This is a genomic window from Paenibacillus sp. EB106-04-04-XG159, from assembly GCF_058791835.1.
The window spans coordinates 102,120-125,284 of sequence record NZ_JBYTDY010000013.1; the positions used below are offsets into that span (position 1 = coordinate 102,120).

A 23,165-nucleotide genomic window follows, 5' to 3' on the forward strand; every position below is an offset into this window, starting at 1 on the left:
CTAATCCTGAGATGGATAGGTGGAATACGAACAACATGGAAACGATATTTTTAACGAATTCCCTTCAAGATGCTAGTTGGCTAGAATACAAACCGCAGGTATTAGTGCTTGGACATTTTGACGGTATACACAAGGGGCACGTTCATGTTATAGAGCGCGCGCTTGCATATGGGAAGCAGCATCATCTGCCGGTGAGCTTAATGACCTTTCATCCGCATCCGAAGAGAGTGTTCGGACGTTCAGGCTATGATCGCTATTTAACGCCGTTAAAAGAGAAGCAGCGCTTGCTGAGCCAACTCGGTCTTGACCGAATGTACGTAGTGAACTTTGACCATCAATTTGCAAATGCGACCGCTGAGCAATTCGTGCAGGCTGTTTGCGGCTTGGGAGCCAAGCATGTTGTCTGCGGATTCGACTATCGCTTTGGGCATATGGGGAGCGGGACAGCATCCTATATGCAAGATTGGGGCAAAGATTGCTTCACAGTCGATATCGTCGAGCCATGTAACGCGGAGGGGCTGAAAGTGAGCAGCACGCGCTTGCGAGCTTGCTTGTCAGATGGCAATATTAGGCTAGCGAACCACTTGTTGGGCCGACCTTATACGATCTCTGGCGAAATTGTACATGGGGAGAAACGCGGCCGTACGATTGGATATCCGACTGCCAACGTTCAGCCGGAGGAGCCTTACTTTATCCCACGGCTAGGAGTTTATGCGGTAAAAGTCGAAGTTCGGGGCAGCACTTATGATAGTGTATTAAGCATCGGTCTTAAACCAACTTTCCACAGCAATATATTGGAGCCGATCATAGAGGCTCATTTGTTTGATTTTAATGAAGATATTTATGGTGAAGAGATGACGATATTCTTTGTTGAATATATTCGTCCAGAAGCTAAATTTGCTTCAATCACTGAATTAATCGAGCAAATAAACCAAGATGCTGAAGAAGCACGTAAAATATTGCATTAAGCTTCATCTTAACATTTACTTTGCTATTTATTAATGATATACTTGTCACATTGTTGTGCATTAGCGCAGCAAGTCCATTGCTTGGTTGTACGATCTCACCGACGTCTACGAGGCTCTAGGACATAATAAATTATTTTAGGAGGTGAATAGGATGGCATTGACTCAAGAGCGTAAGCAACAGCTTATCGAAGAGCACAAGACTCATGCTTCCGACACAGGTTCTGCGGAAGTGCAAATCGCTATCCTTACGGAAAACATTACGAACTTGACGGAGCATCTTCGCACACACAAGAAGGATCACCACTCCCGTCGCGGTTTGTTGAAGATGGTAGGCCAACGCCGTAAATTGCTGGCATACTTGAAGAACAAAGATGTTAAACGTTACAGCGCATTGATCGCGAAACTCGGTCTTCGTCGCTAATAGCTCTAAACCAAGCAGCCTGGTTGTTACTGCCCGCGACAGTGTGGCATGCAACTGGGTTGCTTTTTATTCATGTTAGGATGTATTGCAGTGCTTACCCTTGCATCTTTACATAAATAGACTTATTATTTCGCCGCGGGTGCGGTTTTTGTATGGCATAGCAGGAAATAATGGGACTAGCTAAGAAAACTACAACGTAACATATTGAGGAGGGATTTCCCATGCATCGCATCGAGATGGATCTAGGCGGACGACCGTTCGTTATGGAATACGGTCGGTTAGCTAAGCAAGCTAATGCAGCGGTAACGGTTCGCTATGGCGATACAGTTGTATTATGTACGGTAACTGCTTCGAAAGATCCGAAGGATTTGGACTTTTTCCCGTTGACGGTCAACTATGAAGAGCGCATGTACGCAGTCGGCAAGATCCCAGGCGGATTCCCGAAACGTGAAGGTCGTCCGAGCGAGAAGGCGATATTGTCGAGCCGTTTGATCGACCGTCCGATTCGACCATTGTTCCCGGAAGGCTTCCGTAACGATATTCAGATTCTGGATCTTGTCATGAGCGTAGACCAAGATTGTCCGCCAGACATCGCTGCAATGATCGGTACTTCAGCAGCACTCAGCATTTCTGATGTTCCATTCAACGGACCAATCGGCGGCGTTATTGTCGGTCGCGTAGATGGTCAATTCATTATCAACCCTACGGTTGAGCAAGAAGCGAAGAGCGATATTCACGTAGTTGTTGCCGGTACGAAGGATGCCATCATGATGGTAGAGGCCGAAGGCAATGAGATTCCGGAAGAAATTATGCTTGAAGCTATTCTGTACGGCCATGAAGTCATTAAGACGATAGTAGCAACGATTGAACAGTTCACAGCAGTTGCAGGTAAAGAGAAGATGGATGTTCATCTTCACGCTGTAGATAGCGATGTGAATTCGGAAGTGCGCGCATTTGCTCAAGCGCGTCTCGTTGAAGCGATTCGTATTCAGGAGAAGCATGCTCGTCAAGACGCAATCGATGCAGTCAATGCAGATGCTGTTGCTCATTTTGAGATAGCTTATGCTGAAGCTCCTGAGAAGCTTGAAGATGTTAAGGAAACGCTGTATGACATCGTTAAAGAAGAAGTTCGCCGCCTCATTACGCATGATAAAGTGCGTCCGGATGGAAGAAAACTGGATGAGATTCGTCCGATCGACTGTGACACTCATCTGTTGCCTCGTACTCACGGCTCCGGCTTGTTTACTCGCGGACAGACTCAAGCGCTTAGCGTATGTACGCTTGGTACGCTTGGAGAAGTTCAGATCATTGACGGCCTAGGCTTGGAAGATTCGAAGCGCTTCATGCACCATTACAACTTCCCGCCATTCTCAGTCGGTGAAGCTCGTCCTTTGCGTGCTCCAGGTCGACGTGAGATCGGTCACGGTGCTCTTGGTGAGCGTGCATTGTCCAAGGTTATTCCGTCAGAAGCAGACTTCCCGTATACGATTCGCCTTGTATCAGAAGTAATTGAGTCCAACGGTTCAACGTCACAAGCAAGCATATGTGCAAGCACAATGGCTATGATGGATGCAGGTGTTCCGATCAAGGCTCCAGTTGCTGGTATCGCTATGGGCTTGATCAAGGATGGAGAGCATTTCTCAATCCTGTCCGATATTCAAGGTATGGAAGATCATCTTGGCGACATGGACTTTAAAGTAGCAGGTACTGCTGAAGGCGTAACAGCTATCCAAATGGATATTAAGATTGACGGTATTGATCGTGAGATCTTGAGTCAAGCTCTTGCACAAGCACGCGAAGGCCGCATGCACATTCTGGGCAAGATGCTCGAAGCGATCGATAAGCCTCGTGAATCACTGTCCGAATATGCGCCTAAGATCTTGACGATGACGATCAATCCGGAGAAGATCCGCGACGTTATCGGTTCCGGCGGTAAAGTCGTGAACAAGATCATTGAAGAAACAGGCGTTAAGATTGACATCGAGCAAGATGGACGTGTATTCATCGCTTCTCCTAGCCAAGAAGCCAATGAGCGCGCTCGCGATATTATCGAAGGTATCGTTCGTGAAGTCGTTGTTGGCGAAGTCTATACAGGTACAGTTAAGCGTATTGAGAAATTCGGCGCATTTGTAGAAATTCTGCCGAACAAAGATGGCTTAGTGCATGTATCTCAGTTGTCCACTGAGCGAGTTGAAAAAGTGGAGGACGTTGTCGCAATCGGCGATAAGCTCGAGGTTAAAGTTGTCGAGATCGACCCTCAGGGCCGAATTAATCTGTCTCACAAGGTTATTCTTGATCCAACAGCGGAAGGTGTTGTGAAGACTTCCGGAGCGCCTAGACCAAGACCGCGTGATCGTGAAGGAGATCGTGGTGGAGACCGCGGACGTGATCGCGATCGCAGACCATCAGGCAATGGCCAAGGTCCGCGCAGCCCGCGCCCAACTCAATCCTAATGTTATCGACCTCTTATGACCATCGTGTTCTAAGAGGTTGGTTCAAACTTTATAAAGCAAGGAAAGAGGCAGAATATTTCTGGCTCTTTTTTTTTGTGTGCTCGTTCGACATTGTTGAAGACAATGTAATATCAACAAGAATGGAAACGCTCATTAGTTCCAAATGATATAATATGCTCGCTTCTCTTCAATCATTCCTTCTTCATGTCTAGACTGTGCAGTTGACCGCATAACGATGGGGCGTTGTGCATAGAATGAAAGCAATGGAAGGACAACTATAGAAGGACAACCATAGAAGGGAAGAACGTCATGACGAAGTTTACAATGCGCAAACTCTTTGCTATTCTGATGAGCAGTCTGGCTGTCATACTGATTGCAGAATGGACAGACGTTGGCAGCTTTATAAAGGAACAGAAAGCAACAGTATTGCAGACAATTGCTGCGCCTAGCGACGCGGTATCAGAGGATGCGCTGATGACACGAATTAGAGAAGAAGCGAAGCAGCGTTATGTCGCCCCGATTGATGCTCAAGTGGACCGAGTGTGGAAGGCGATTCCTGGCTATAATGGTTTAGAAGTGGATGTGGATTCCAGCTACAAAAAGACGAAGGAATCGGGCAAGGATACTCCGCTTCAGCTCGTTTATCGCGAAATACCGCCAAAGATAACTTTGAACCAATTGCCTCCCCAGCCAACATTCAGAGGCAACTCGAATAAGGAAATGGCTTCAATTATGATCAATGTGGCATGGGGAAGCGAGTACATTGAGCCAATGCTCGATACGTTAAAGAAGGAACAGGTTAAGGCCACTTTTTTCTTTGATGGTTCATGGGTAAGAAAACATCCAGAGCTGGCCAAAAAGATAGCTGATGACGGTCATGAGATCGGCAACCATGCCTATTCACATCCCAAAATGAGTCAGCTGGACGAAAGCAGACAACGCGATGAAATAACGAAAGCGGAGCGTTATATTAAGGAAGCTACTGGAGTCAACAGCAAATGGTTTGCTCCTCCGTCGGGAGATCTGAATGCGACGACGTTGAAAGTCGCTCATCAGCTTGGAATGAGAACTGTGCTGTGGACTGCGGACACCATTGACTGGCAGAAGCCCAGCCCTGCGACAATTATTGAGCGAGTTCGCAATAAAGCAGGAGCGGGTACGTTAATTTTGATGCATCCGACAGCACCGTCTAGCCAGGCGCTTGGCGGCTTGATTCAAATGATCAAGAAGCGCTCTTTAACGCTGGGCACAGTCAGTGAAACTTTGTCTGAATCCCGTATTCTGGATGGTAAAGTTGAGTAAAGTGCAGATATTTGGTAGGATAGTATAGCATTGATCACGGTTGAGGAGGACCTCCGTTGGAGAAACTGCAATTGCGAAACGGCTTGCGAGTCGTCTTAGAGAGAATACCTACCTGCCGTTCCGTCTCATTCGGAATCTGGGTCAAGACCGGCTCCAGATATGAGAATGAGGATACGAACGGTATCTCCCATTTTATAGAACATATGTTGTTCAAGGGAACAGAGCGTTTTGACGCTAAAGAAATTGCTGAGTCATTTGATGCGATTGGCGGCAATGTGAACGCCTTTACATCTAAGGAATACACGTGCTACTACGCTAAGGTGTTGGATGAGCATTTGCCGATTGCGGTAGATATGCTGTCCGATATGTACTTCCGTTCCAAGCTGCAATCAGAGGAGCTGGAGAAGGAACGCAATGTCATACTGGAAGAAATATCGATGTATGAAGATACACCAGATGATATGGTACATGATCTGATGACTCGCGCGGCTTATGGCTCTCATTCACTGGCATATCCGATCCTAGGAACGGAACAATTGCTGCAGCGCATGACGCCGGACACACTCCGTCAATATATGAAGCAGCACTATACCATCTCCAATACGGTTATAGCGGTTGCAGGAAACATTGACGATTCCATTGTTGATTTGCTGGAGAAGCACTTCGGGGATTTCAGCAATGATCAAGCGCAGGAACAGATCTATATGCCTGAGTTTCAGAGCGATCTGCTCTATCACCAGAAGAAGACTGAACAGAATCATATCTGCATGAGCTTGCCTGGTTGTTCAATCTCTGACCCTCGTCTTTACGCTATGATCTTATTGAACAACACTATCGGCGGAGGAATGAGCTCGCGTCTGTTCCAGGAAATTAGGGAGAAGCGCGGCTTGGCTTACTCCGTATATTCATATCATTCTTCTGCGGCGGACAGCGGCTTATTCACGGTTTATGCCGGCACAGCGCCTAAGCAGACGAAGGATGTGCTGGAATTAACGATGGAGATTCTTCAGGATATGACAGTTAAAGGGATGACGGCAGACGAGCTGCGCAAAGGGAAGGAACAGTTGAAGGGAAGTCTGATACTGAGCCTTGAAAGTACAGGAAGCCGGATGAACCGACTTGGCAAGAACGAGCTGATGCTCGGCAAACACTATACACTCGATGAAATGATTGCACGGATCGACGCGGTAACGATGGAAGATGTGGATGTCATTATTCAGCGAATGGTTCAAAAACCATTTGCGGTAGCTATGGTTGGCGCGAATGATCAAGCGATCTCAGCTATCAGGAGGGATTGTCTTGTACCAACAGTATGAAGTTCAATTAAAACGATTGCCAGGCAATGAAGATGTGAACATGCCGGCGCGAATGTCCGAGCTGGCTGCCGGCTTCGATCTGTATGCAGCCGTGGATGAGCCGCTTACGATAGCCCCTGGGCACCGAGCGCTCGTACCTACGGGCTTCGCGATGGCGCTTCCGCCGCAGCTGGAAGCGCAGATTCGCCCCCGCAGCGGTCTGGCATTCAAGCATGGCATCACTTGCTTGAATTCACCTGGAACCATAGACGCAGATTATCGCGGCGAAGTGAAGGTGCTGCTCATTAATCATGGACAGCATGCTTTCACCATTGAACGCAATGAACGTATTGCGCAGATGGTCATCCAAGAGGTACCGCGTGTGAACATTGTAGAAGTAGAAGAGCTTACGGATACGACACGTGGTGAAGGCGGATTCGGCCATACAGGAGTGAAATAGAACTTATATCTCGTTTTACATAAAGCGCTGGTTCCTTTACGGGGATCGGCGCTTTTGTAATGGAGAGGAATGATCGGGTTAGCCTCTGTGCGCTCTGCACCCTTTCTGGGCGGCTGCATAAGATGTTGTATACGTGTCAGGCCATGGAGAAAGGAGCGAACGGCGAACATGTTAACCGGAATTCATGTTGTGTTCTTGGGCGGAGACGCGCGGCAACTGGAAATGTTTCAAAGGCTGGCAGAGATGGATGCCAGCGTCACACTGGTTGGATTTGACCAACTGTCAAATCCATATCACGGCGTACAGCGTCAGCCTCTGTCCCCGGAGCTGCTGGCGACAACAAACGCCCTCGTGCTGCCAGCCGTTGGAACCGATGATAACGGGCGCGTTCACGCGATATTTACGTCAGAAGAGCTGACGCTTACCGAAGAGCATGTAGCAGCATTGCCTAAGGATTGTCTTGTGTTTACGGGTATGTCAAAGCCTTACCTCAGCAAACTATGCGCCAAGTATCGAATTCAGCTGATCGAACTGTTTGAGAGAGACGATGTGGCCATCTACAACTCGATTCCTACAGCTGAAGGCGCGATTATGATGGCTATTCAGCACACGGACATTACACTTCATGGTTCAGATATTATCGTCCTCGGTATGGGTAGAACTGGTTTTACGTTAGCTCGCACATTGCTGGGATTAGGAGCGAATGTCAGAATCGGAGTTCGTCGAGATGAGCATTTTGCAAGAGCTTCTGAAATGGGATTTAAGCCGTTTTATTTGCGTGAGCTGGCGCAGAGCGTGTCAAATATCGACTTGCTTTTTAATACGATACCGACTATGATAGTCACAGCGCAGGTCATTGCTCAGATGCCGAACCGCGCGGTGCTTATAGATCTGGCCTCGAAGCCAGGCGGCATCGATTTTCGGTTTGCTGAGAAGCGTGGAATTAAGGCAATGCTCGCACCAGGTCTTCCTGGTATCGTAGCTCCGAAAACTGCAGGTCGTATTCTCGCGAATAGCATCAGCCAGCTCTTGCTGGAATCTATGCAGAATCGAGGGAATGGCCATGAACTTTAACGGAATTACGGTGGGCTATGCGCTTACGGGCTCTCATTGTACATTTGACGAGGTTATGCCTCAGATTCAACGTTTTGTTGACCTTGGCGCAAGAGTAATACCGATAGTATCGAATACGATCATGACGACAGACACTCGTTTTGGTACTTCCGCACATTGGCAAAAGCAGTTGAAAGATATAACAGGTAATGATATGATTTCTACAATTGTTGAAGCCGAGCCTCTTGGACCGTCTAAACTGCTTGATGTGCTTGTGATTGCGCCATTAACGGGCAATTCGACGAGCAAGCTCGCTAATGCGTTGACGGACGGACCGGTGCTTATGGCGGCGAAGGCGCAGATGCGCAATCAGCGGCCATTAGTACTCGCGATCTCCACGAATGATGGACTCGGACTGAATGCAGCCAACATTTCGAAGCTGCTCATTATGAAGCATATTTATTTCGTTCCGTTTGGTCAGGATAATCCGGTACAGAAGCCGAATTCACTTGTTGCCAGAATGGATTTGATTCCTGAAGCGTGTGCAGCGGCACTTGAGGGCAAACAGCTCCAGCCGATGCTCATCGAACGCTTTCAGTATAAATGACTTGCGGAGCGGAGCGTGATCGTATAGATTCACGCTCTTTACGCTCCAAGGCGCTATAGAGGGGAGAAACGACAGATGACGAATCAAAAGCGGTTTAATGTAGCAGTAGTTGGTGCCACAGGGGCAGTAGGGGAACAGATCTTGAAGCTGCTCGCGGAGCGTCAATTCCCAATCCATAAGCTGAAGCTGTTATCTTCTGCTCGTTCTGCAGGCAAGAAGATTGAGTTTAACGGGGCAGAATACACTATCGAGGAAGCGCGTCCTGAAAGCTTTGACGGCGTTGACATCGCGCTGTTCAGCGCAGGCGGAGACGTGAGCAAGGCGTTATGTCCTGTCGCAGTTGAGCGAGGCGTAGTATGTATTGATAACACTAGCGCTTACCGTATGGACCCTAATACGCCATTGGTTGTACCAGAAGTTAACCCTGAGAAGATTCGTGAACATAACGGTATCATTGCCAATCCTAACTGTTCGACGATCCAGATGGTTGCCGCGCTGAAGCCGCTGCAGGACCGCTATGGTCTCGAACGCGTTATCGTTTCTACTTACCAAGCTGTTTCAGGAGCTGGCGCTCGTGCAATCGATGAGATGCTGCGCCAGACGAAGGAAGCGCTCGAAGGCCGCGATGTGGAGGCTGACATTCTTCCCGTATCGTCATTGCCTGTGAAGCATCAGATCGCATTCAACGCAATTCCGCAGATTGATAAGTTTGATGCCAACGGCTTTACGTATGAAGAGTTGAAAATGATTAACGAAACGAAAAAGATTATGGGCGACGACAATATTCAAGTAACTGCGACATGTGTGCGTATCCCTGTCGTATATGGACATTCCGAGTCGCTTTACGTAGAATTAAAAGAAGAATTCGATCTGCAGGAAGTTCGCGAGCTGCTGGAGAAGGCTCCTGGCATCACTGTGGTTGATGATCCGTCCAATCAAGCTTATCCATTGGCTACTGATGCTGCTGGCAAGAAGGACGTGTTCGTCGGACGTTTACGCCGAGATCTTAACCATCCGCGCGCGTTGAACATGTGGATCGTGTCCGATAACTTGCTCAAGGGAGCTGCATGGAACGCTGTGCAGATTGCTGAGCATATTGCGGCGGAACATCAAGAATAGCCAGAAGTCAGGCAGGAAAGCTCCTGCCTTTTTCTTTCGGTAAGAGATTTTTCCTATCGAAGCACACTTGAAGCTGGACTGCTGCCGTCAACAGCAGCTCTATATAGCAATGCTGTGTTCTGGCAGTCAGTCTTCTTAGGTTGGAGGAAACATTAAATGCGTATATTAGTTCAAAAGTTCGGCGGTACTTCGTTATCGACATCAGAAAGCAGAGAAAGAGTCATTCATCATATTCGTCGAGAACTGGCTGAAGGCTACCAGCTTGCAGTCGTTGTGTCGGCTATGGGTCGTAAAGGCGAGCCTTACGCGACAGATACATTGCTGGATTGGGTCCGTCAAAATGGAGACCAACTGCCTGCGCGCGAGCAGGATTTGCTGCTATGCTGCGGAGAGATTATTTCTGCGACGACGCTGTGCAGCTTGCTGCAAGCGGAAGGCATCTCTGCGACTGTGCTCACAGGCGCTCAAGCCGGCTTTAAAACAGATGATCATTATGGAAATGCCCGTATTCTGGATGTGCGTCCGGAGCGGGTTATCGCTGCATGGAAGCATAATCAGGTTGTAATCGTTACCGGCTTCCAGGGTCAAACGGAGCAGGGTGACTTTACGACGCTTGGTCGCGGAGGCAGCGATACTTCAGCTACAGCTTTAGGCGTTGCCCTTCATGCTGAGATCGTTGACATATATACCGATGTAAACGGCATACTAACGGCTGATCCGCGTATTGTTGAGGATGCTAAGCCACTCAGCATCGTAAGCTATGCTGAAATATGCAATATGGCCTACCATGGTGCTAAGGTAATACACCCACGGGCTATTGAGATTGCGATGCAAGCCAATGTGCCTGTACGCGTACGATCTACCTTTAGTGATGACGAGGGAACGCTAGTTACGCACCCTGAAGGCTTTCGTGATCAAGCAAAAGGGATCTTCGATCGATTTGTCACCGGTATTGCATATGTAAGCAATGTGACACAGATAACCGTTAGCGCTCAGGACGGGGCGGATGACTTGCAGTTAAATGTGTTCAAAGCGATGGCACATAACCAAATCAGTGTTGATTTTATTAATGTTACCCCTTCAGGGGCAGTTTATACGGTATTTGACTCAGATGCGAATAAGGCGTTGGAAGTTCTGAATGAGATGGGATATTCCCCTAAATCATTATCAGGATGTGCCAAAGTGTCGGTTATTGGCGGCGGCATGAACGGTGTACCAGGTATTATGGCTCATATTGTAGAAGCGTTGACGAAGCAAGAGATTCAGATTCTTCAGTCTGCCGATTCCAATACGACGATTTGGGTGCTTGTCCGCAAGGAAGATATGGTACGCGCGCTGCGCGCTCTGCATACTAAGTTCGAGCTTAATCGTTAACGAGTAATGAAGAAGGAATAATTGCGGTAATGCCATGCGTTCGTACCGCAATGAACAGGGAGGGCTTAATTGTGGATTTCGGGAGATTGATTACGGCGATGGTTACGCCGTTTCATGCCGATCAAACAATCAATTGGTCGGAAACGGAGCGATTGATTGAACATCTTATTGAGGATCAGAAGAGTGATGCGCTCGTTGTCAGCGGGACGACTGGTGAAGCACCGACACTGACCGATGAAGAGAAGGTCGAACTGTTCCGTTTTGCAGTCGAGAAGAGCAATGGACGCGCTAAGATTATTGCGGGTACGGGAAGCAACAATACTGCGCATTCGATACATCTGACGAAGCTGGCTGAGCAGGCAGGCGCTGACGGTGTATTGCTTGTTGTACCTTATTATAACAAGCCAAGTCAGGAAGGGATGCTTCAGCATTTCAAGGCGATTGCGCAATCGACAGCGCTGCCAATCATGCTGTATAACGTGCCAGGACGCACTGGAAGCAGCATGAGTGTGGATACTACGCTTCGTCTTGCCCGTGAAGTGTCTAATATCGTCGCTACGAAAGAATGCCACTCCATTGAACAAGTGTGCCAGATTGCTGGCGGCGCTCCTGAATCGTTCCGCGTATATTCTGGCGATGATTCAGCGACATTGCCTGCACTTAGTGTTGGCGCTTATGGTATAGTCAGCGTGGCGTCTCATGTGATCGGCGCTCAAATGAAGGAAATGATTCAGCATTACGTGGAAGGTCGCGCGCAGCAGGCTGCAGCTTTGAATTACAAGCTGTACCCTGTATTCAAGGGCTTGTTTGAAGCTCCGCACCCTGTTCCGAACCCGGTTGCTGTTAAATATGCATTATCTTTAACAGGGTATCCGGTTGGCGGTGTTCGTTTGCCATTGGTAGACGCATCTGCTTCCGAACAGCAATTTATTCGCGAATTAATGGCTGGTTATCTAAAATAAATACTCCGTGAAAAATAGGCAATTGCCTAATAATAACTGCTATTTAACCGCCGATGCGACGCTGCATCGGCGGTTTGCATTTAGGAGACGTTAACAGGTAAGCAAAACGCCGACTTGTGTTTTTTCCATTTGTTCATGTATAATGATTTACAAGTGACTGGGTGCGGTATATTTAATATTATGAAAGATGTTCATTGGTACGACGGCCAACTGAATACAGGAGGTATTGATTGACATTGTCGAAGAAGAACAACTCGGATAAATTGTCTATATTTGCGTTGGGCGGCGTAGGTGAAATCGGAAAGAACATGTACGTTGTTCAATATGGTAACGATATTGTAGTGATTGACTCAGGTCTGAAATTTCCCGAAGAAGACATGCTCGGTATAGATATCGTCATTCCAGATATTTCGTACTTGACTGAGAATCGTGATAAAGTAAGAGGTATTGTGATTACACATGGACACGAGGATCATATTGGCGGATTGCCTTATGTACTCAAGCATCTGAACGTACCTGTATACGGTACTCGTCTGACGCTTGGACTAATCGAGAGCAAGCTGCGCGAAGCGAATTTACTCGGTGAAACGAAGCGTATTCTCATTAATGCAGATTCAGAAGTAGAGCTTGGATCTATAACAGCAAGCTTCTTCAGAACAAACCATTCGATTCCAGATTCCGTAGGTGTGTGTCTTGAAACACCAGAAGGCGTCGTTGTACATACTGGCGACTTTAAGTTTGATCACACACCGGTTAACGGACAATATGCTGATCTTCAGCGTATGGCTGAGATCGGCCAGAAGGGCGTTCTTGCACTGTTGTCTGACAGTACGAACTCAGAGCGTCCAGGCTTCACACCGTCGGAAAGCAGCGTGGGGGTTGTGCTGGAGGATATATTCCGCAAAGCTCAGCAGCGTGTCGTAGTTGCGACTTTCGCTTCTAACATCCACCGCGTACAGCAGGTTATTGAAGCCGCACATGCAACAAACCGCAAACTGACCGTAGTAGGTCGAAGCATGGTGAACGTCGTCACGATTGCTTCGGAGCTCGGTTATCTCAACATCCCAGACGGCATGCTGATAGAGCCGGAAGAAGTGAATAAGATGGCTGCAGATCGCGTTGTTGTCTTGTCCACAGGTAGTCAAGGTGAGCCGATGTCCGCATTGACACGGATGGCTCGCTCAACACATCGCAAAGTTGATATATTGCCAGGTGACACCGTCGTCATCGCGGCAACGCCAATCCCAGGCAACGAGAAATATGTAGGTCGCACAGTGGACGAATTGTTCCGCTTAGGTGCGAACGTCATATACGGCGGATCTAGTACAGGCGTACACGTATCTGGTCACGGAAGCCAAGAAGAACTTAAGCTCATGTTGAATCTGATGCGTCCTAAATACTTTATCCCAATTCACGGTGAATATCGCATGCTTCGTCACCATGCGAAATTAGCCGAGGATGTAGGAATTGAACGAGAGAATATCTTTATAACGGATATTGGCGATACAGTCGAGATCCAAAACGGCGTTGCGCGCCGAGGCTCCAAAGTACCTTCTGGCTACGTCCTTATCGATGGGCTGGGCGTTGGTGATGTAGGAAACATTGTATTGCGCGATCGCAAGCTGCTGTCGCAGGATGGCATTCTGGTGGTTGTCGTTACATTGAGCAAGCAAGACGGTACGATCTTGTCTGGTCCTGACATCATCTCCCGAGGATTTGTATATGTACGCGAATCAGAAGGTCTGCTTGATGAAGCCAACCGCATCGTTTCATCAACTTTGCACCGGTTAATGAGCGAGAACGTAAACGAATGGGCGTCGTTGAAGACGCATGTGAAGGACGCTTTGGGTCGATTCTTATATGAACAGACTCGTCGCCGTCCGATGATTCTTCCTATTATTATGGAAGTATAATCAGATTCAGAACCCAATTTAGAAGTGTGACCTATGGTCGCGCTCTAGTCACCGTCACTTAGCCCCTGCTCCTTGAGAGCAGGGGCTTTCTGCATGTATGGAAAAATATTCGCATATGGAAGAGGTGGAATGTACAAACTAAGAAACAGTATGCTTGGCAATGGTACAGAATGGAGGAAATCTTGTGAATAATATGCAAGAATGGAATAATAGCTACACGCAGAATCGTGTGTCTGATGCTCCGATAACGAGACATCCGAATCAAACTTTTCGGAATGAAGAGCCTATTTCTCCGCAACAGCCGCCCAATAACGATCGAACTCCGCCAGCGGTTCAAGCTATTCAGCAGTTCGGAACCGCATCGATCCCTAATGTGTCCGAGTCCAATATTTACTGTCTCAACATCATTGGACAAGTAGAAGGGCATATGATCCTGCCTCCGCAGAACAAGACGACGAAATATGAACACATCATCCCTCAGTTAGTAGCTGCTGAACAGAATCCGCGCATTGAAGGGGTACTGGTCATCTTGAACACGGTTGGTGGTGATGTTGAAGCAGGCTTGGCTATAGCTGAAATGATCGCCTCTATTAGCAAACCGACTGTTACGCTCGTTTTGGGAGGGGGGCACAGCATTGGCGGACCGATCGCGGTTTCATCGAATATCTCGATTATTGCGGAAACGGCGACGATGACAATCCATCCTATCCGCTTGACGGGCTTAGTCATTGGAGTTCCACAAACATTTGAATATTTGGATAAAATGCAGGAGCGGGTCGTACGCTTTGTAGTCCGTCATTCCAACATAACAGAAGAAACCTTTAAATCACTCATGTTTAAAACGGGTGAACTGACGCGCGACATCGGTACGACTGTGATTGGGCCAGATGCGGTACGTGTGGGGCTCATCGACGAGGTTGGAGGCTTAGGCCATGCGCTTGCTCACATGAATCGGATGATCGAGCAGCGACGCGCAGCAGGATTCGTTCCGCCGCCTCCGCCTGCACCACCGTTTCAGCCTCCGCCGCAGCCCATGCCGCCTGGACCAATCGGTAATGGAGGAATGCCGACATGACGCTGTATACCACGATGCCATTAGAGGCGGTATTGCAAGGATATAATACAGAGTATACAAACTTGGTTGAGATGCAGTGGCAGGGGAGAACGCTGCTGGTAGAGCGTTTATCCGTCTCAGAGGTTCGAGTAGAACGGCTGGTGCAGGCAGTCTGTATGAACGACTATCTGGATGAAGCATATCAGCCAGGCAAGATTATGCCGATTAATTAGCCATATAGGAAGACGTACTGCATGATACCCATGTTGTGCGTCTTCTTTTGCATTTCGCGGTCAGATGCATAGCTCGGCTATCACGGAAGAGGAATCCGACTGGATGATGTGGAACTTGTATGAGTGTTGATCTCAGGTCTTTGATCGGATAGATAGAACGGTTGTTCTGTGATATAATGACCGTTGGAGGTGACAACAGTTGGCCCGAAGAAAACGTAAGAAACAATCGTTTAGCAAGAGCCTGAAATATGAAATATACGGTATCTTGCTAATCACATGCTCCGTTATCGCTTTATCTGGTGGAGCAGCCTTCGGACGTGCGTTGTCCAAGCTGTTTGGATTGATGCTCGGCAAGTTCTATTTTGTAATTCCGTTAATCTTTATCTATGTGGGCTTGGCTGTGATGATTAAGCGCAAGTGGCCGTCAAGCTGGACCGCTCGCCAATCAGGACTTCTGTGCATTGTCCTAGCGTTGACGACGATGAGTACGATGAACGCGGTTGAAATGCGGCTATTGCCAGTATCGAATGATCCAAGTGGAGGACAAATTTTTCAAGCTATACATAATACGTTAAGGACAGAGCTGCTTCAAGCGGCGGAAACCGGCACTGCAAGCGACATGTGGAACAAAGACATCAGCGGCGGTTACTTGGGCGCGATGCTCTACAGTCTGCTGTTTTCTCTGTTTGGCGCACTAGGAACTAAGCTGCTAATTATAGTGCTGCTCATCATCGGCTTCATGTTGGCCGCGCAGCTGTCATATGTGGAACTGGGACGACTTATGCGAGCACAGATCAAGAAGTTTGCTGTGCTGGTGCGCAAGAAACGCAAGGCTCGTCTGAACGAACGGAAGCTGGAAGAGACGAGCAAGATTGGTCGCAAGCCTAAAGCGGCGCCTATTCCGGACTTTTCTGAGGATGATGATGAGAATGGACCGCCGAGAAAGCCGTTTAAGGCACCGGTGTTCTTCCAACTGTTTGGATCGAGGAAAACAGTTCATCAAGAAGATGAGATGGAAGACGCGGACGATGAGTGGTTGGATCAGCGGACAGGTCAGCTCTCGCGCAGCAAGCGCAAGCGAGATCATAGTCTGGAAGCGGAATGGCAACAGATGTCAACAGATGACGAGGCGAACATCCCTCACGATGGTCATGCTTCTGCCATTAGGCAAGCTTCGTTAGCTGCAGGCGCTTCAAGTGCCGCTCCGCTGTTGGCAGGTCAGACGGCAGAAGCGGCTGAGCCAATGTTCCATGATTTCACGGCAGAACAGCAATCTGGAAGCTGGCAGAATGAGCATAACGACTCCAGCTCAGAAGATGATATTGACGAAGACTGGCATATACATAATTCGAACCGAGAAGGCAATTCCCATCATGGAGCTGATGAAGACAGTCATGGTGCGGCACTTGGTGATGCGTCGCCTTCGGATAGCGCAGCGCAAGACGGGGAAGCTGCTCAGCATGCGAATGAGACCCTGCCTGAGCCTCCGAAGAAGCCTGTCAAGCCTTATAAGCTGCCTACGTTCCAACTGCTGTCCAAACCCCAAGGCAGCGGCAAGGGCGGAGATCAGGCGGATTATATGCAGACGGCTCGCAAGTTGGAAGCAACGCTTGAAAGTTTCGGCGTGCGGACCAAGGTGCTGCAGGTCGTTAGAGGACCAGCGGTAACGCGATACGAGATTCAGCCGGACATCGGCGTTAAGGTTAGCCGGATCGTTAGCTTGTCAGACGATATCGCGCTGGCGCTAGCTGCGAAAGATATTCGGATGGAGGCGCCGATTCCAGGCAAATCCGCGATCGGTATTGAGGTTCCGAACAATGAAGTATCCGTCGTGACGATGCGTGAGGTGATGGAAACGTCGGTATTCACCGAAGCTTCGTCCAAGGTGACGATCGCATTTGGACGCGACATATCGGGTACTCCGATTGTAGGCAACCTTGCGAAGATGCCTCACTTGCTTGTAGCGGGTGCTACTGGTTCCGGTAAGTCGGTATGTATCAATGGAATCATTACAAGCATTCTGTATAAGGCGAAGCCGGATGAAGTGAAGTTTCTCATGGTCGATCCTAAGATGGTTGAGCTGAATATGTATAACGGTATACCGCATCTGCTCGCGCCAGTCGTTACCGATCCGCGCAGAGCGTCGCTTGCCCTGCGCAAGATCGTAGTCGAGATGGAGAAGAGATACGAGCTGTTCTCCAAGTCAGGTACGCGCAACATCGAAGGCTACAATAAGCTGGTGGAAGAGAACAAAGAGCTGGTACTCCCTTATATCGTCGTTATAGTAGACGAGCTTGCGGATCTCATGATGGTAGCCGCAAACGATGTAGAGGATGCCATCACCCGTTTAGCTCAGATGGCTCGCGCGGCAGGTATTCATCTTATTATCGCTACGCAGCGTCCTTCCGTGGATGTCATTACTGGCGTTATTAAAGCCAACATTCCTTCGCGAATCGCATTTGGCGTATCTTCACAAGTCGACTCGCGCACGATTCTGGATATGGCAGGCGCGGAGAAGCTGTTAGGTCGAGGCGATATGCTGTATCTGCCGATGGGTTCATCCAAGCCTATTCGTGTGCAGGGGGCCTTCCTCTCTGATGAAGAGGTGGAAACGATCGTCGGTTACTGCCGCGATCAAGGCTCCGCCGAATACGACGAGGAATTTGTACCGGAGATCGATGATGCCAGCTTGAGCAGTGATGAGCCTGTAGACGATCTATATGAGCAGGCTGTACAGATCGTTCTTGAAGGGCAGCAGGCTTCCGCCTCACTTCTTCAGCGAAGGCTGCGGGTCGGTTATAACCGAGCCAGCCGTTTGATTGAAACGATGCAGATGAATGGTATCGTCGGTCCACCGGATGGCAGTCGTCCTCGCGAAGTATTAATGTCATGGGATCAATATCAGCAGATGAAGATGACCTCCTAATGAATAGAAAGAATTCCGTTATCTCATAATAATGTTGCCAATCCTGTTAAAACTGCAGCAGAAAGGTAGACATGACATGATGAGAAAACGGATGATAGGTATTACGTTGTGCTTGTTGCTCATTTTATTTGGAGCATACCAATGGAAGCACATGTCCGATACGGTAACAACGTTCAGCAGTGCAACGTTAAAATACGGCGCCAAAGGGCAGGACGTAAATGAACTGCAAGGACGTCTCAAGTATCTGGGCTATTTTTATGGCAAGATAGACGGTGTATTCGGAAACCAGACACTTAAATCTGTAAAGTGGTTCCAGTCCGAATTCGGAATGAAGGTAGACGGAATCGTCGGATCCAAGACGAAAACCAAGCTGTACAATGCTACTAAAAATTGGAAGCCTGGTGAAACAGCTGCAGGTACGAAGCCTCCTAGCTCTGGCACATCCAAACCACCAACTGATGTTGGCAATGCCAACAGTAAAGGCTTCTCAGAAAATGATATCAAGCTGATGGCCAACGCTGTTTACGGCGAATCACGCGGTGAGCCTTATGAAGGACAGGTTGCTGTAGCGGCTGTTATCCTTAATCGTGTGAAGTCGACGAGCTTTCCAAACACAGTATCCGGCGTAATCTTTCAGCCAAGAGCCTTTACGGCTGTCGCGGATGGCCAGATCTGGCTAACACCGAACGAAACAGCGCGTAAGGCAGTCGAGGCAGCTATCGATGGCTGGGATCCAACGAACGGGTGCTTGTACTATTTCAATCCGGAAACGGCTACTTCGGAATGGATCTGGACAAGAACGCAGGTGAAGACGATCGGCAAGCATATTTTCTGTATGTAAAAGGATCGTTCAATTGAAATGAAAGTGAAGAAGCGGCGGAATTGATCCGCATGCTTCTTCCTTTTTTCTAAATGAGATTGACCGCTTGACCGAATGCATATATATCGGATAATAACCGTGAATCGTGCGAGACTTTCGTCCGATACGGGGAAAAGGAGTCATGTGATGTGACAACTAGCGCACCTGGATTTGAAAGAGGCAATGTAACCGGAATCCGTCTGCATGTGAAGCCGACTACACGCTTCAAGACATTTGCAATCTCAGTATATATCGGAATTCCGCTGCAGGAGGAAACGGTCACACCGATTGGGCTGACGCCCTTCGTCTTAAGAAGAGGCACCTCATCTTTACCGGAAACGATACAATTCCGCGAACGATTAGATGAGCTTTATGGTGCTGGATTCGGATTCGATGTTTACAAACGCGGCGATTATCAGATTATTCAATTTCGTATGGATATTATTAACGATGCCTTTGTCCCGACTTCTGAATCGTTACTAGAGCAGGGCATTCGTTTCATTGGAAATGTTATCACCGATCCAGCGCTCGCAGAAGGAAATTTTCTCAACAAGTATGTGAAGGAAGAGAAAGAAACCGTACGCAAGCGTCTGGAAGCGATCGTGAACGATAAGATACGCTATGCTCAGGAACGATGCATAGAGGAGATGTGCGTGGATGAGCCTTACCGTCTGCACCCGTTGGGTGATCGCGCAGAGCTGGCAGGTATTGGATCAGAAGAACTGTATGAGAAGTATCAATGGTGGCTGCAGAATGCGTGCATCGATGTATATGTGATCGGTGATACCACGTTAGAGCAGATCGAAGGGTATGTGAAAGAGCATTTTCACCTTGAACGTCAAGCGGAAGCCAAATATGCGCGTTCCATCGCGATACCCGGAACAGGTGAGCCGAAGCGCGTAACCGATCGTCTTGATGTAACGCAGGGCAAGCTGAATATGGGGCTTCGCTCCACGATCACATATCATGATACTGCATATCCTGCTGCGCTGTTGTACAACGGCATTCTTGGCGGTTATCCTCACTCGAAGCTGTTTGTTAATGTGCGCGAGAAGAATAGTCTCGCTTATTATGCCTCGTCAAGATTAGACGGACATAAAGGGATATGCACGATTCAGTCCGGCGTTGAGTTCGACCTGATCGAGAAGGCTTCCAAGATCATCGAAGAGCAGCTTGAAGCGCTCCGTCAAGGCAAGATCGAAGCATTGGAATTAAGCCAGACGAAGGCGATGATCATGAACCAACTTCGTGAAATCGATGATTCTGCATTCGAAATGATCGGCTTTGACTTCAATCGTGTGCTGTCTGGCAAAGAACGCACGACGGCCAGCTTGATTGAGGAACTGTCCGCAGTAACGCCGGATCAGATCCAGGTAGCAGCGGACACGTTCCATCTCGATACGATATACGTGTTACGGAATCGGGAGGGGTGACCAACATGGAAAAACGTGATTATCCGAAGGTGCAGGAATCGATCTATTATGAACGTATGCCTAACGGTTTGGATGTGTATGTGCTTCCTAAGCCTGGATTCCAGAAGACGTATGCCACCTTTTCGACGAAGTATGGTTCTATAGACAATCATTTTAAAGTAGAAGGTAAAGAAGAGCTTAAAGTGCCGGACGGAATTGCTCATTTTCTCGAACATAAAATGTTTGAAGAGCCAGAAGGCGATATCTTTGCTTCATTCGCGCAGCAAGGTGCTTCAGCTAATGCCTTTACGACATTCGACCGAACGGTATACCTCTTCTCGGCTACAAATCAGATTGAAGACAACCTGCAGACCTTAATCAACTTTGTACAGCATCCGTACTTTACGGAAGAGAGTGTGAACAAGGAGAAAGGCATTATCGCGCAGGAAATTAATATGTATCGCGATAATGCGGATTGGCGGGTTTATTTTGGCCTGATCGAGGCTATGTACGCGAAATATCCGATCTATATTGACATTGCGGGCACGGTTGAATCTATTCAGACGATAACAAAAGATACGCTGTATGAATGCTACCATACGTTCTATCATCCTTCTAACATGATGCTGTTCATCGTTGGAGGTGTGGAGCCGGAATCCATTATGAAGCTTGTCCGTGATAATCAAGCAGCGAAATCATATGAAGCACAGGGACGAATCGAACGATTCTTCGACGAGGAGCCTGATCAAGTCCGTCAGGAGAAGCTTGTAACGAAGCTGCCGGTATCACAGCCTAAATGCTTGTTTGGATGTAAGGAGAAGCCGAGCGGAAAGACGGGCATCGACTTGCTAAAGCAGGAGCTGGCGACGAAGATCATGATGGACCTGATGTTAGGCAGCAGTTCTCCATTATCCCAATCCCTGTATGAATCGGGATTGACGAGCGATAACATCGGTCATGAATACAATTGTGAGCCAGACTACTCCTTTTCGATTATCGGCGGAGAGACAAGAGACCCGGATGAACTCGTGCGTACGGTGGTTGCGGCGATTGACGATAAGAAGAATGAGGGCTTTACTCAGGAAGCGTTCGAGCGAATTCGCAACAAGCGTATGGGATCATATTTGCGCATGCTGAATTCACCTGAAGCAATTGCGAATGAATTCACGAAATACAAGTTCCGTGACGCGGATTTGTTTGATATACTATCCGTGTACGAGTCCTTGCAACTAAAAGACATTCATGAACGGCTGCGAGATCATTTTAATTGGGATCGCATGGCGATATCAATCGTGGAGCAGCCGTAACCATAATGACAAGGCGTACCTTCGTGTTCAGAGGGTGCGCCTTTCTGTTGGCACTAGAGCGGCTGTTCAAGTTTATGCAACGGTATGAAGCTGTTAATGCAACCGGTGGGGGAGGATAATCATGAAGGCATTGTCAAACACAACTGTGCTTATAACAGGTGGAAGCAGAGGTATCGGCGCAGCTATTGCAGAACGATTCGCCCAAGAAGGAATGCGAATCGTAATTCATTATATGCAAGCGCATGAAGCGGCAAATGAAGTAGCGCGCCGCTGCCTGGAGCTGGGCTGTGAAGTCATGACGATCAGCGCGGATATGCGGGATCGAGAGCAGGTGCTCCGCATGCATGATAAGCTGGTGGCGGAAGGATTTCAGCCTGACATATTAGTTAATAATGCGGGAGCTTCCTATTATGGCTTATTCACGGATGTGACGGAAGCCGAGTGGGATGAATGCATGGCGATCAATTTAAAGGGTGCATTCATCACCACTCAATTATTCGTGCCGCACATGATACGCCAGAAGTATGGTCGCGTCATTAATGTATCGTCTGTGTGGGGAATTACGGGCGCATCATGCGAAGTGATGTACTCTGCGGCTAAAGGCGGCATTAATGCGTTCACTAAGGCATTGGCCAAAGAGCTTGCGCCTTCCGGCGTGACGGTAAATGCGGTAGCTCCAGGCGCTGTCGATACCGATATGCTCAGACATCTGGATCGCGAGGAGCGCAGCGCACTAGAAGAAGAGATTCCCGCCGGACGTTTGGGAACCCCAGCGGATATTGCGTCGCTTGTTTATTTTCTCTCACTGCCGGAATCCAGTTATATTACGGGGCAAGTCATCAGCCCGAGCGGAGGCTGGCAAGTGTAACAGTGGTCATGCTTGATTGCTGGTAAGAAATGAGCGCAAGTACCTACGGCGTATAAGTCGGCCTTATTCCGCGCATATTACGATTGTCAGTTCGAAATCATACATGCGGAATAAGGAGGAGTTCTTATGGCATCCGTATTAAAGAATTATGATGGATGGAAGAAATTTCTTGGAGAACGTGTAAAAAATGCAAAGAGTATGGGAATGAATGAAGACACGATTGCCAAGCTCGCTTATGAAATAGGTTCTTTCCTTGATGAGAAAATCGATCCGCAAAATACTCAAGAACGAGCACTTAAGGAACTGTGGGATGTCGGAGATGAACAAGACCGACAAACTATCGCTAAACTTATGGTGAAAATGGTTGAAAAGAACGGTTAATGAATGGCTAGCGGGTGAAGTCGAATCTCGGCTTCATTTCCGCGCTTTTTTCTGAATACTCATGAACACATGCTCATAATCTGATATAATGGGAGCGATTCCATATATACACTGTAATCATGCATCCAATAATTACAATTGCGTAACAAAAGGCAATAATTCGACATGAGCGGTGGATTTTACAAGCTGGGTATTGTA

At 48.2% G+C, this 23,165-nt stretch carries 20 protein-coding genes; all 20 read left to right on the forward strand.

All coding sequences use genetic code 11. The features are described from left to right. The first annotated feature begins 35 nt into the window (after window positions 1–35). The 20 genes from AC3WTP_RS16630 (at window position 36) to AC3WTP_RS16725 (ending at window position 22,967) form a co-directional block, all read left to right on the forward strand. Window positions 36–968, forward strand: a complete 933-nt coding sequence (locus tag AC3WTP_RS16630; RefSeq protein ID WP_492395753.1) for a bifunctional riboflavin kinase/FAD synthetase — start codon at window positions 36–38, stop codon at window positions 966–968. Between the two features lie 151 nt (window positions 969–1,119). Next, window positions 1,120–1,389 carry a 30S ribosomal protein S15 gene (gene rpsO, locus AC3WTP_RS16635; protein ID WP_458568206.1) on the forward strand — a complete coding sequence of 90 codons (270 nt, stop codon included), beginning with the start codon at window positions 1,120–1,122 and terminating at the stop codon, window positions 1,387–1,389. Window positions 1,390–1,610: 221 nt separating this feature from the next. Next, entirely contained in the window at window positions 1,611–3,842 is a 2,232-nt protein-coding gene (gene pnp, locus AC3WTP_RS16640) for a polyribonucleotide nucleotidyltransferase (protein WP_492395754.1), read from the forward strand. A 309-nt stretch (window positions 3,843–4,151) separates the two neighbouring features. Continuing rightward, the gene (locus AC3WTP_RS16645) at window positions 4,152–5,144 is read left to right on the forward strand and encodes a polysaccharide deacetylase family protein (RefSeq protein WP_492395755.1); all 993 of its coding nucleotides are present in this window, start codon (window positions 4,152–4,154) and stop codon (window positions 5,142–5,144) included. 56 nt (window positions 5,145–5,200) lie between these two features. Continuing rightward, on the forward strand, window positions 5,201–6,460 hold the full coding sequence (locus tag AC3WTP_RS16650) for a M16 family metallopeptidase (protein WP_492395756.1): 1,260 nt from the start codon (window positions 5,201–5,203) through the stop codon (window positions 6,458–6,460). Further along, on the forward strand, window positions 6,444–6,899 hold the full coding sequence (gene dut / locus AC3WTP_RS16655) for a dUTP diphosphatase (RefSeq protein WP_492395757.1): 456 nt from the start codon (window positions 6,444–6,446) through the stop codon (window positions 6,897–6,899). The genes AC3WTP_RS16650 and dut overlap by 17 nt, the downstream gene beginning before the upstream one ends. A gap of 168 nt (window positions 6,900–7,067) precedes the next feature. Beyond that, on the forward strand, window positions 7,068–7,973 hold the full coding sequence (gene dpsA, locus AC3WTP_RS16660; protein WP_492395758.1) for a dipicolinate synthase subunit DpsA: 906 nt from the start codon (window positions 7,068–7,070) through the stop codon (window positions 7,971–7,973). Beyond that, window positions 7,963–8,559: a dipicolinate synthase subunit B gene (locus AC3WTP_RS16665; RefSeq protein WP_492395759.1), complete on the forward strand. Its 597-nt coding sequence runs from the start codon at window positions 7,963–7,965 to the stop codon at window positions 8,557–8,559. The genes dpsA and AC3WTP_RS16665 overlap by 11 nt, the downstream gene beginning before the upstream one ends. Before the next feature lie 75 nt (window positions 8,560–8,634). After that, on the forward strand, window positions 8,635–9,678 hold the full coding sequence (locus AC3WTP_RS16670) for an aspartate-semialdehyde dehydrogenase (RefSeq protein WP_492395760.1): 1,044 nt from the start codon (window positions 8,635–8,637) through the stop codon (window positions 9,676–9,678). 156 nt (window positions 9,679–9,834) lie between these two features. Beyond that, on the forward strand, window positions 9,835–11,052 hold the full coding sequence (gene dapG, locus AC3WTP_RS16675) for an aspartate kinase (RefSeq protein ID WP_492395761.1): 1,218 nt from the start codon (window positions 9,835–9,837) through the stop codon (window positions 11,050–11,052). A 71-nt stretch (window positions 11,053–11,123) separates the two neighbouring features. Further along, complete coding sequence (dapA, locus tag AC3WTP_RS16680; RefSeq protein ID WP_492395762.1) at window positions 11,124–12,014, forward strand: 4-hydroxy-tetrahydrodipicolinate synthase; 891 nt, start codon at window positions 11,124–11,126, stop codon at window positions 12,012–12,014. A gap of 236 nt (window positions 12,015–12,250) precedes the next feature. Beyond that, a complete protein-coding gene (locus AC3WTP_RS16685; RefSeq protein ID WP_492395788.1) occupies window positions 12,251–13,927 on the forward strand; it encodes a ribonuclease J in 1,677 nt (558 codons plus the stop codon). A gap of 193 nt (window positions 13,928–14,120) precedes the next feature. After that, the gene (locus AC3WTP_RS16690) at window positions 14,121–15,002 is read left to right on the forward strand and encodes a ClpP family protease (protein ID WP_492395789.1); all 882 of its coding nucleotides are present in this window, start codon (window positions 14,121–14,123) and stop codon (window positions 15,000–15,002) included. Beyond that, complete coding sequence (locus AC3WTP_RS16695; protein ID WP_492395763.1) at window positions 14,999–15,214, forward strand: YlzJ-like family protein; 216 nt, start codon at window positions 14,999–15,001, stop codon at window positions 15,212–15,214. Before AC3WTP_RS16690 ends, AC3WTP_RS16695 begins: the two co-directional genes overlap by 4 nt. Window positions 15,215–15,413: 199 nt before the next feature. Next, the gene (locus AC3WTP_RS16700; RefSeq protein WP_492395764.1) at window positions 15,414–18,140 is read left to right on the forward strand and encodes a DNA translocase FtsK; all 2,727 of its coding nucleotides are present in this window, start codon (window positions 15,414–15,416) and stop codon (window positions 18,138–18,140) included. 79 nt (window positions 18,141–18,219) lie between these two features. Next, a complete protein-coding gene (sleB, locus tag AC3WTP_RS16705; RefSeq protein WP_492395790.1) occupies window positions 18,220–18,981 on the forward strand; it encodes a spore cortex-lytic enzyme in 762 nt (253 codons plus the stop codon). A 167-nt stretch (window positions 18,982–19,148) separates the two neighbouring features. Next, window positions 19,149–20,432: an EF-P 5-aminopentanol modification-associated protein YfmF gene (gene yfmF, locus AC3WTP_RS16710; RefSeq protein WP_492395765.1), complete on the forward strand. Its 1,284-nt coding sequence runs from the start codon at window positions 19,149–19,151 to the stop codon at window positions 20,430–20,432. Window positions 20,433–20,437: 5 nt separating this feature from the next. Beyond that, on the forward strand, window positions 20,438–21,718 hold the full coding sequence (yfmH, locus tag AC3WTP_RS16715) for an EF-P 5-aminopentanol modification-associated protein YfmH (RefSeq protein ID WP_492395766.1): 1,281 nt from the start codon (window positions 20,438–20,440) through the stop codon (window positions 21,716–21,718). A gap of 121 nt (window positions 21,719–21,839) precedes the next feature. Then, window positions 21,840–22,586: an elongation factor P 5-aminopentanone reductase gene (ymfI, locus tag AC3WTP_RS16720; RefSeq protein ID WP_492395767.1), complete on the forward strand. Its 747-nt coding sequence runs from the start codon at window positions 21,840–21,842 to the stop codon at window positions 22,584–22,586. A 126-nt stretch (window positions 22,587–22,712) separates the two neighbouring features. After that, a complete protein-coding gene (locus tag AC3WTP_RS16725) occupies window positions 22,713–22,967 on the forward strand; it encodes a DUF3243 domain-containing protein (protein ID WP_492395768.1) in 255 nt (84 codons plus the stop codon). Window positions 22,968–23,165: the final 198 nt, after the last annotated feature.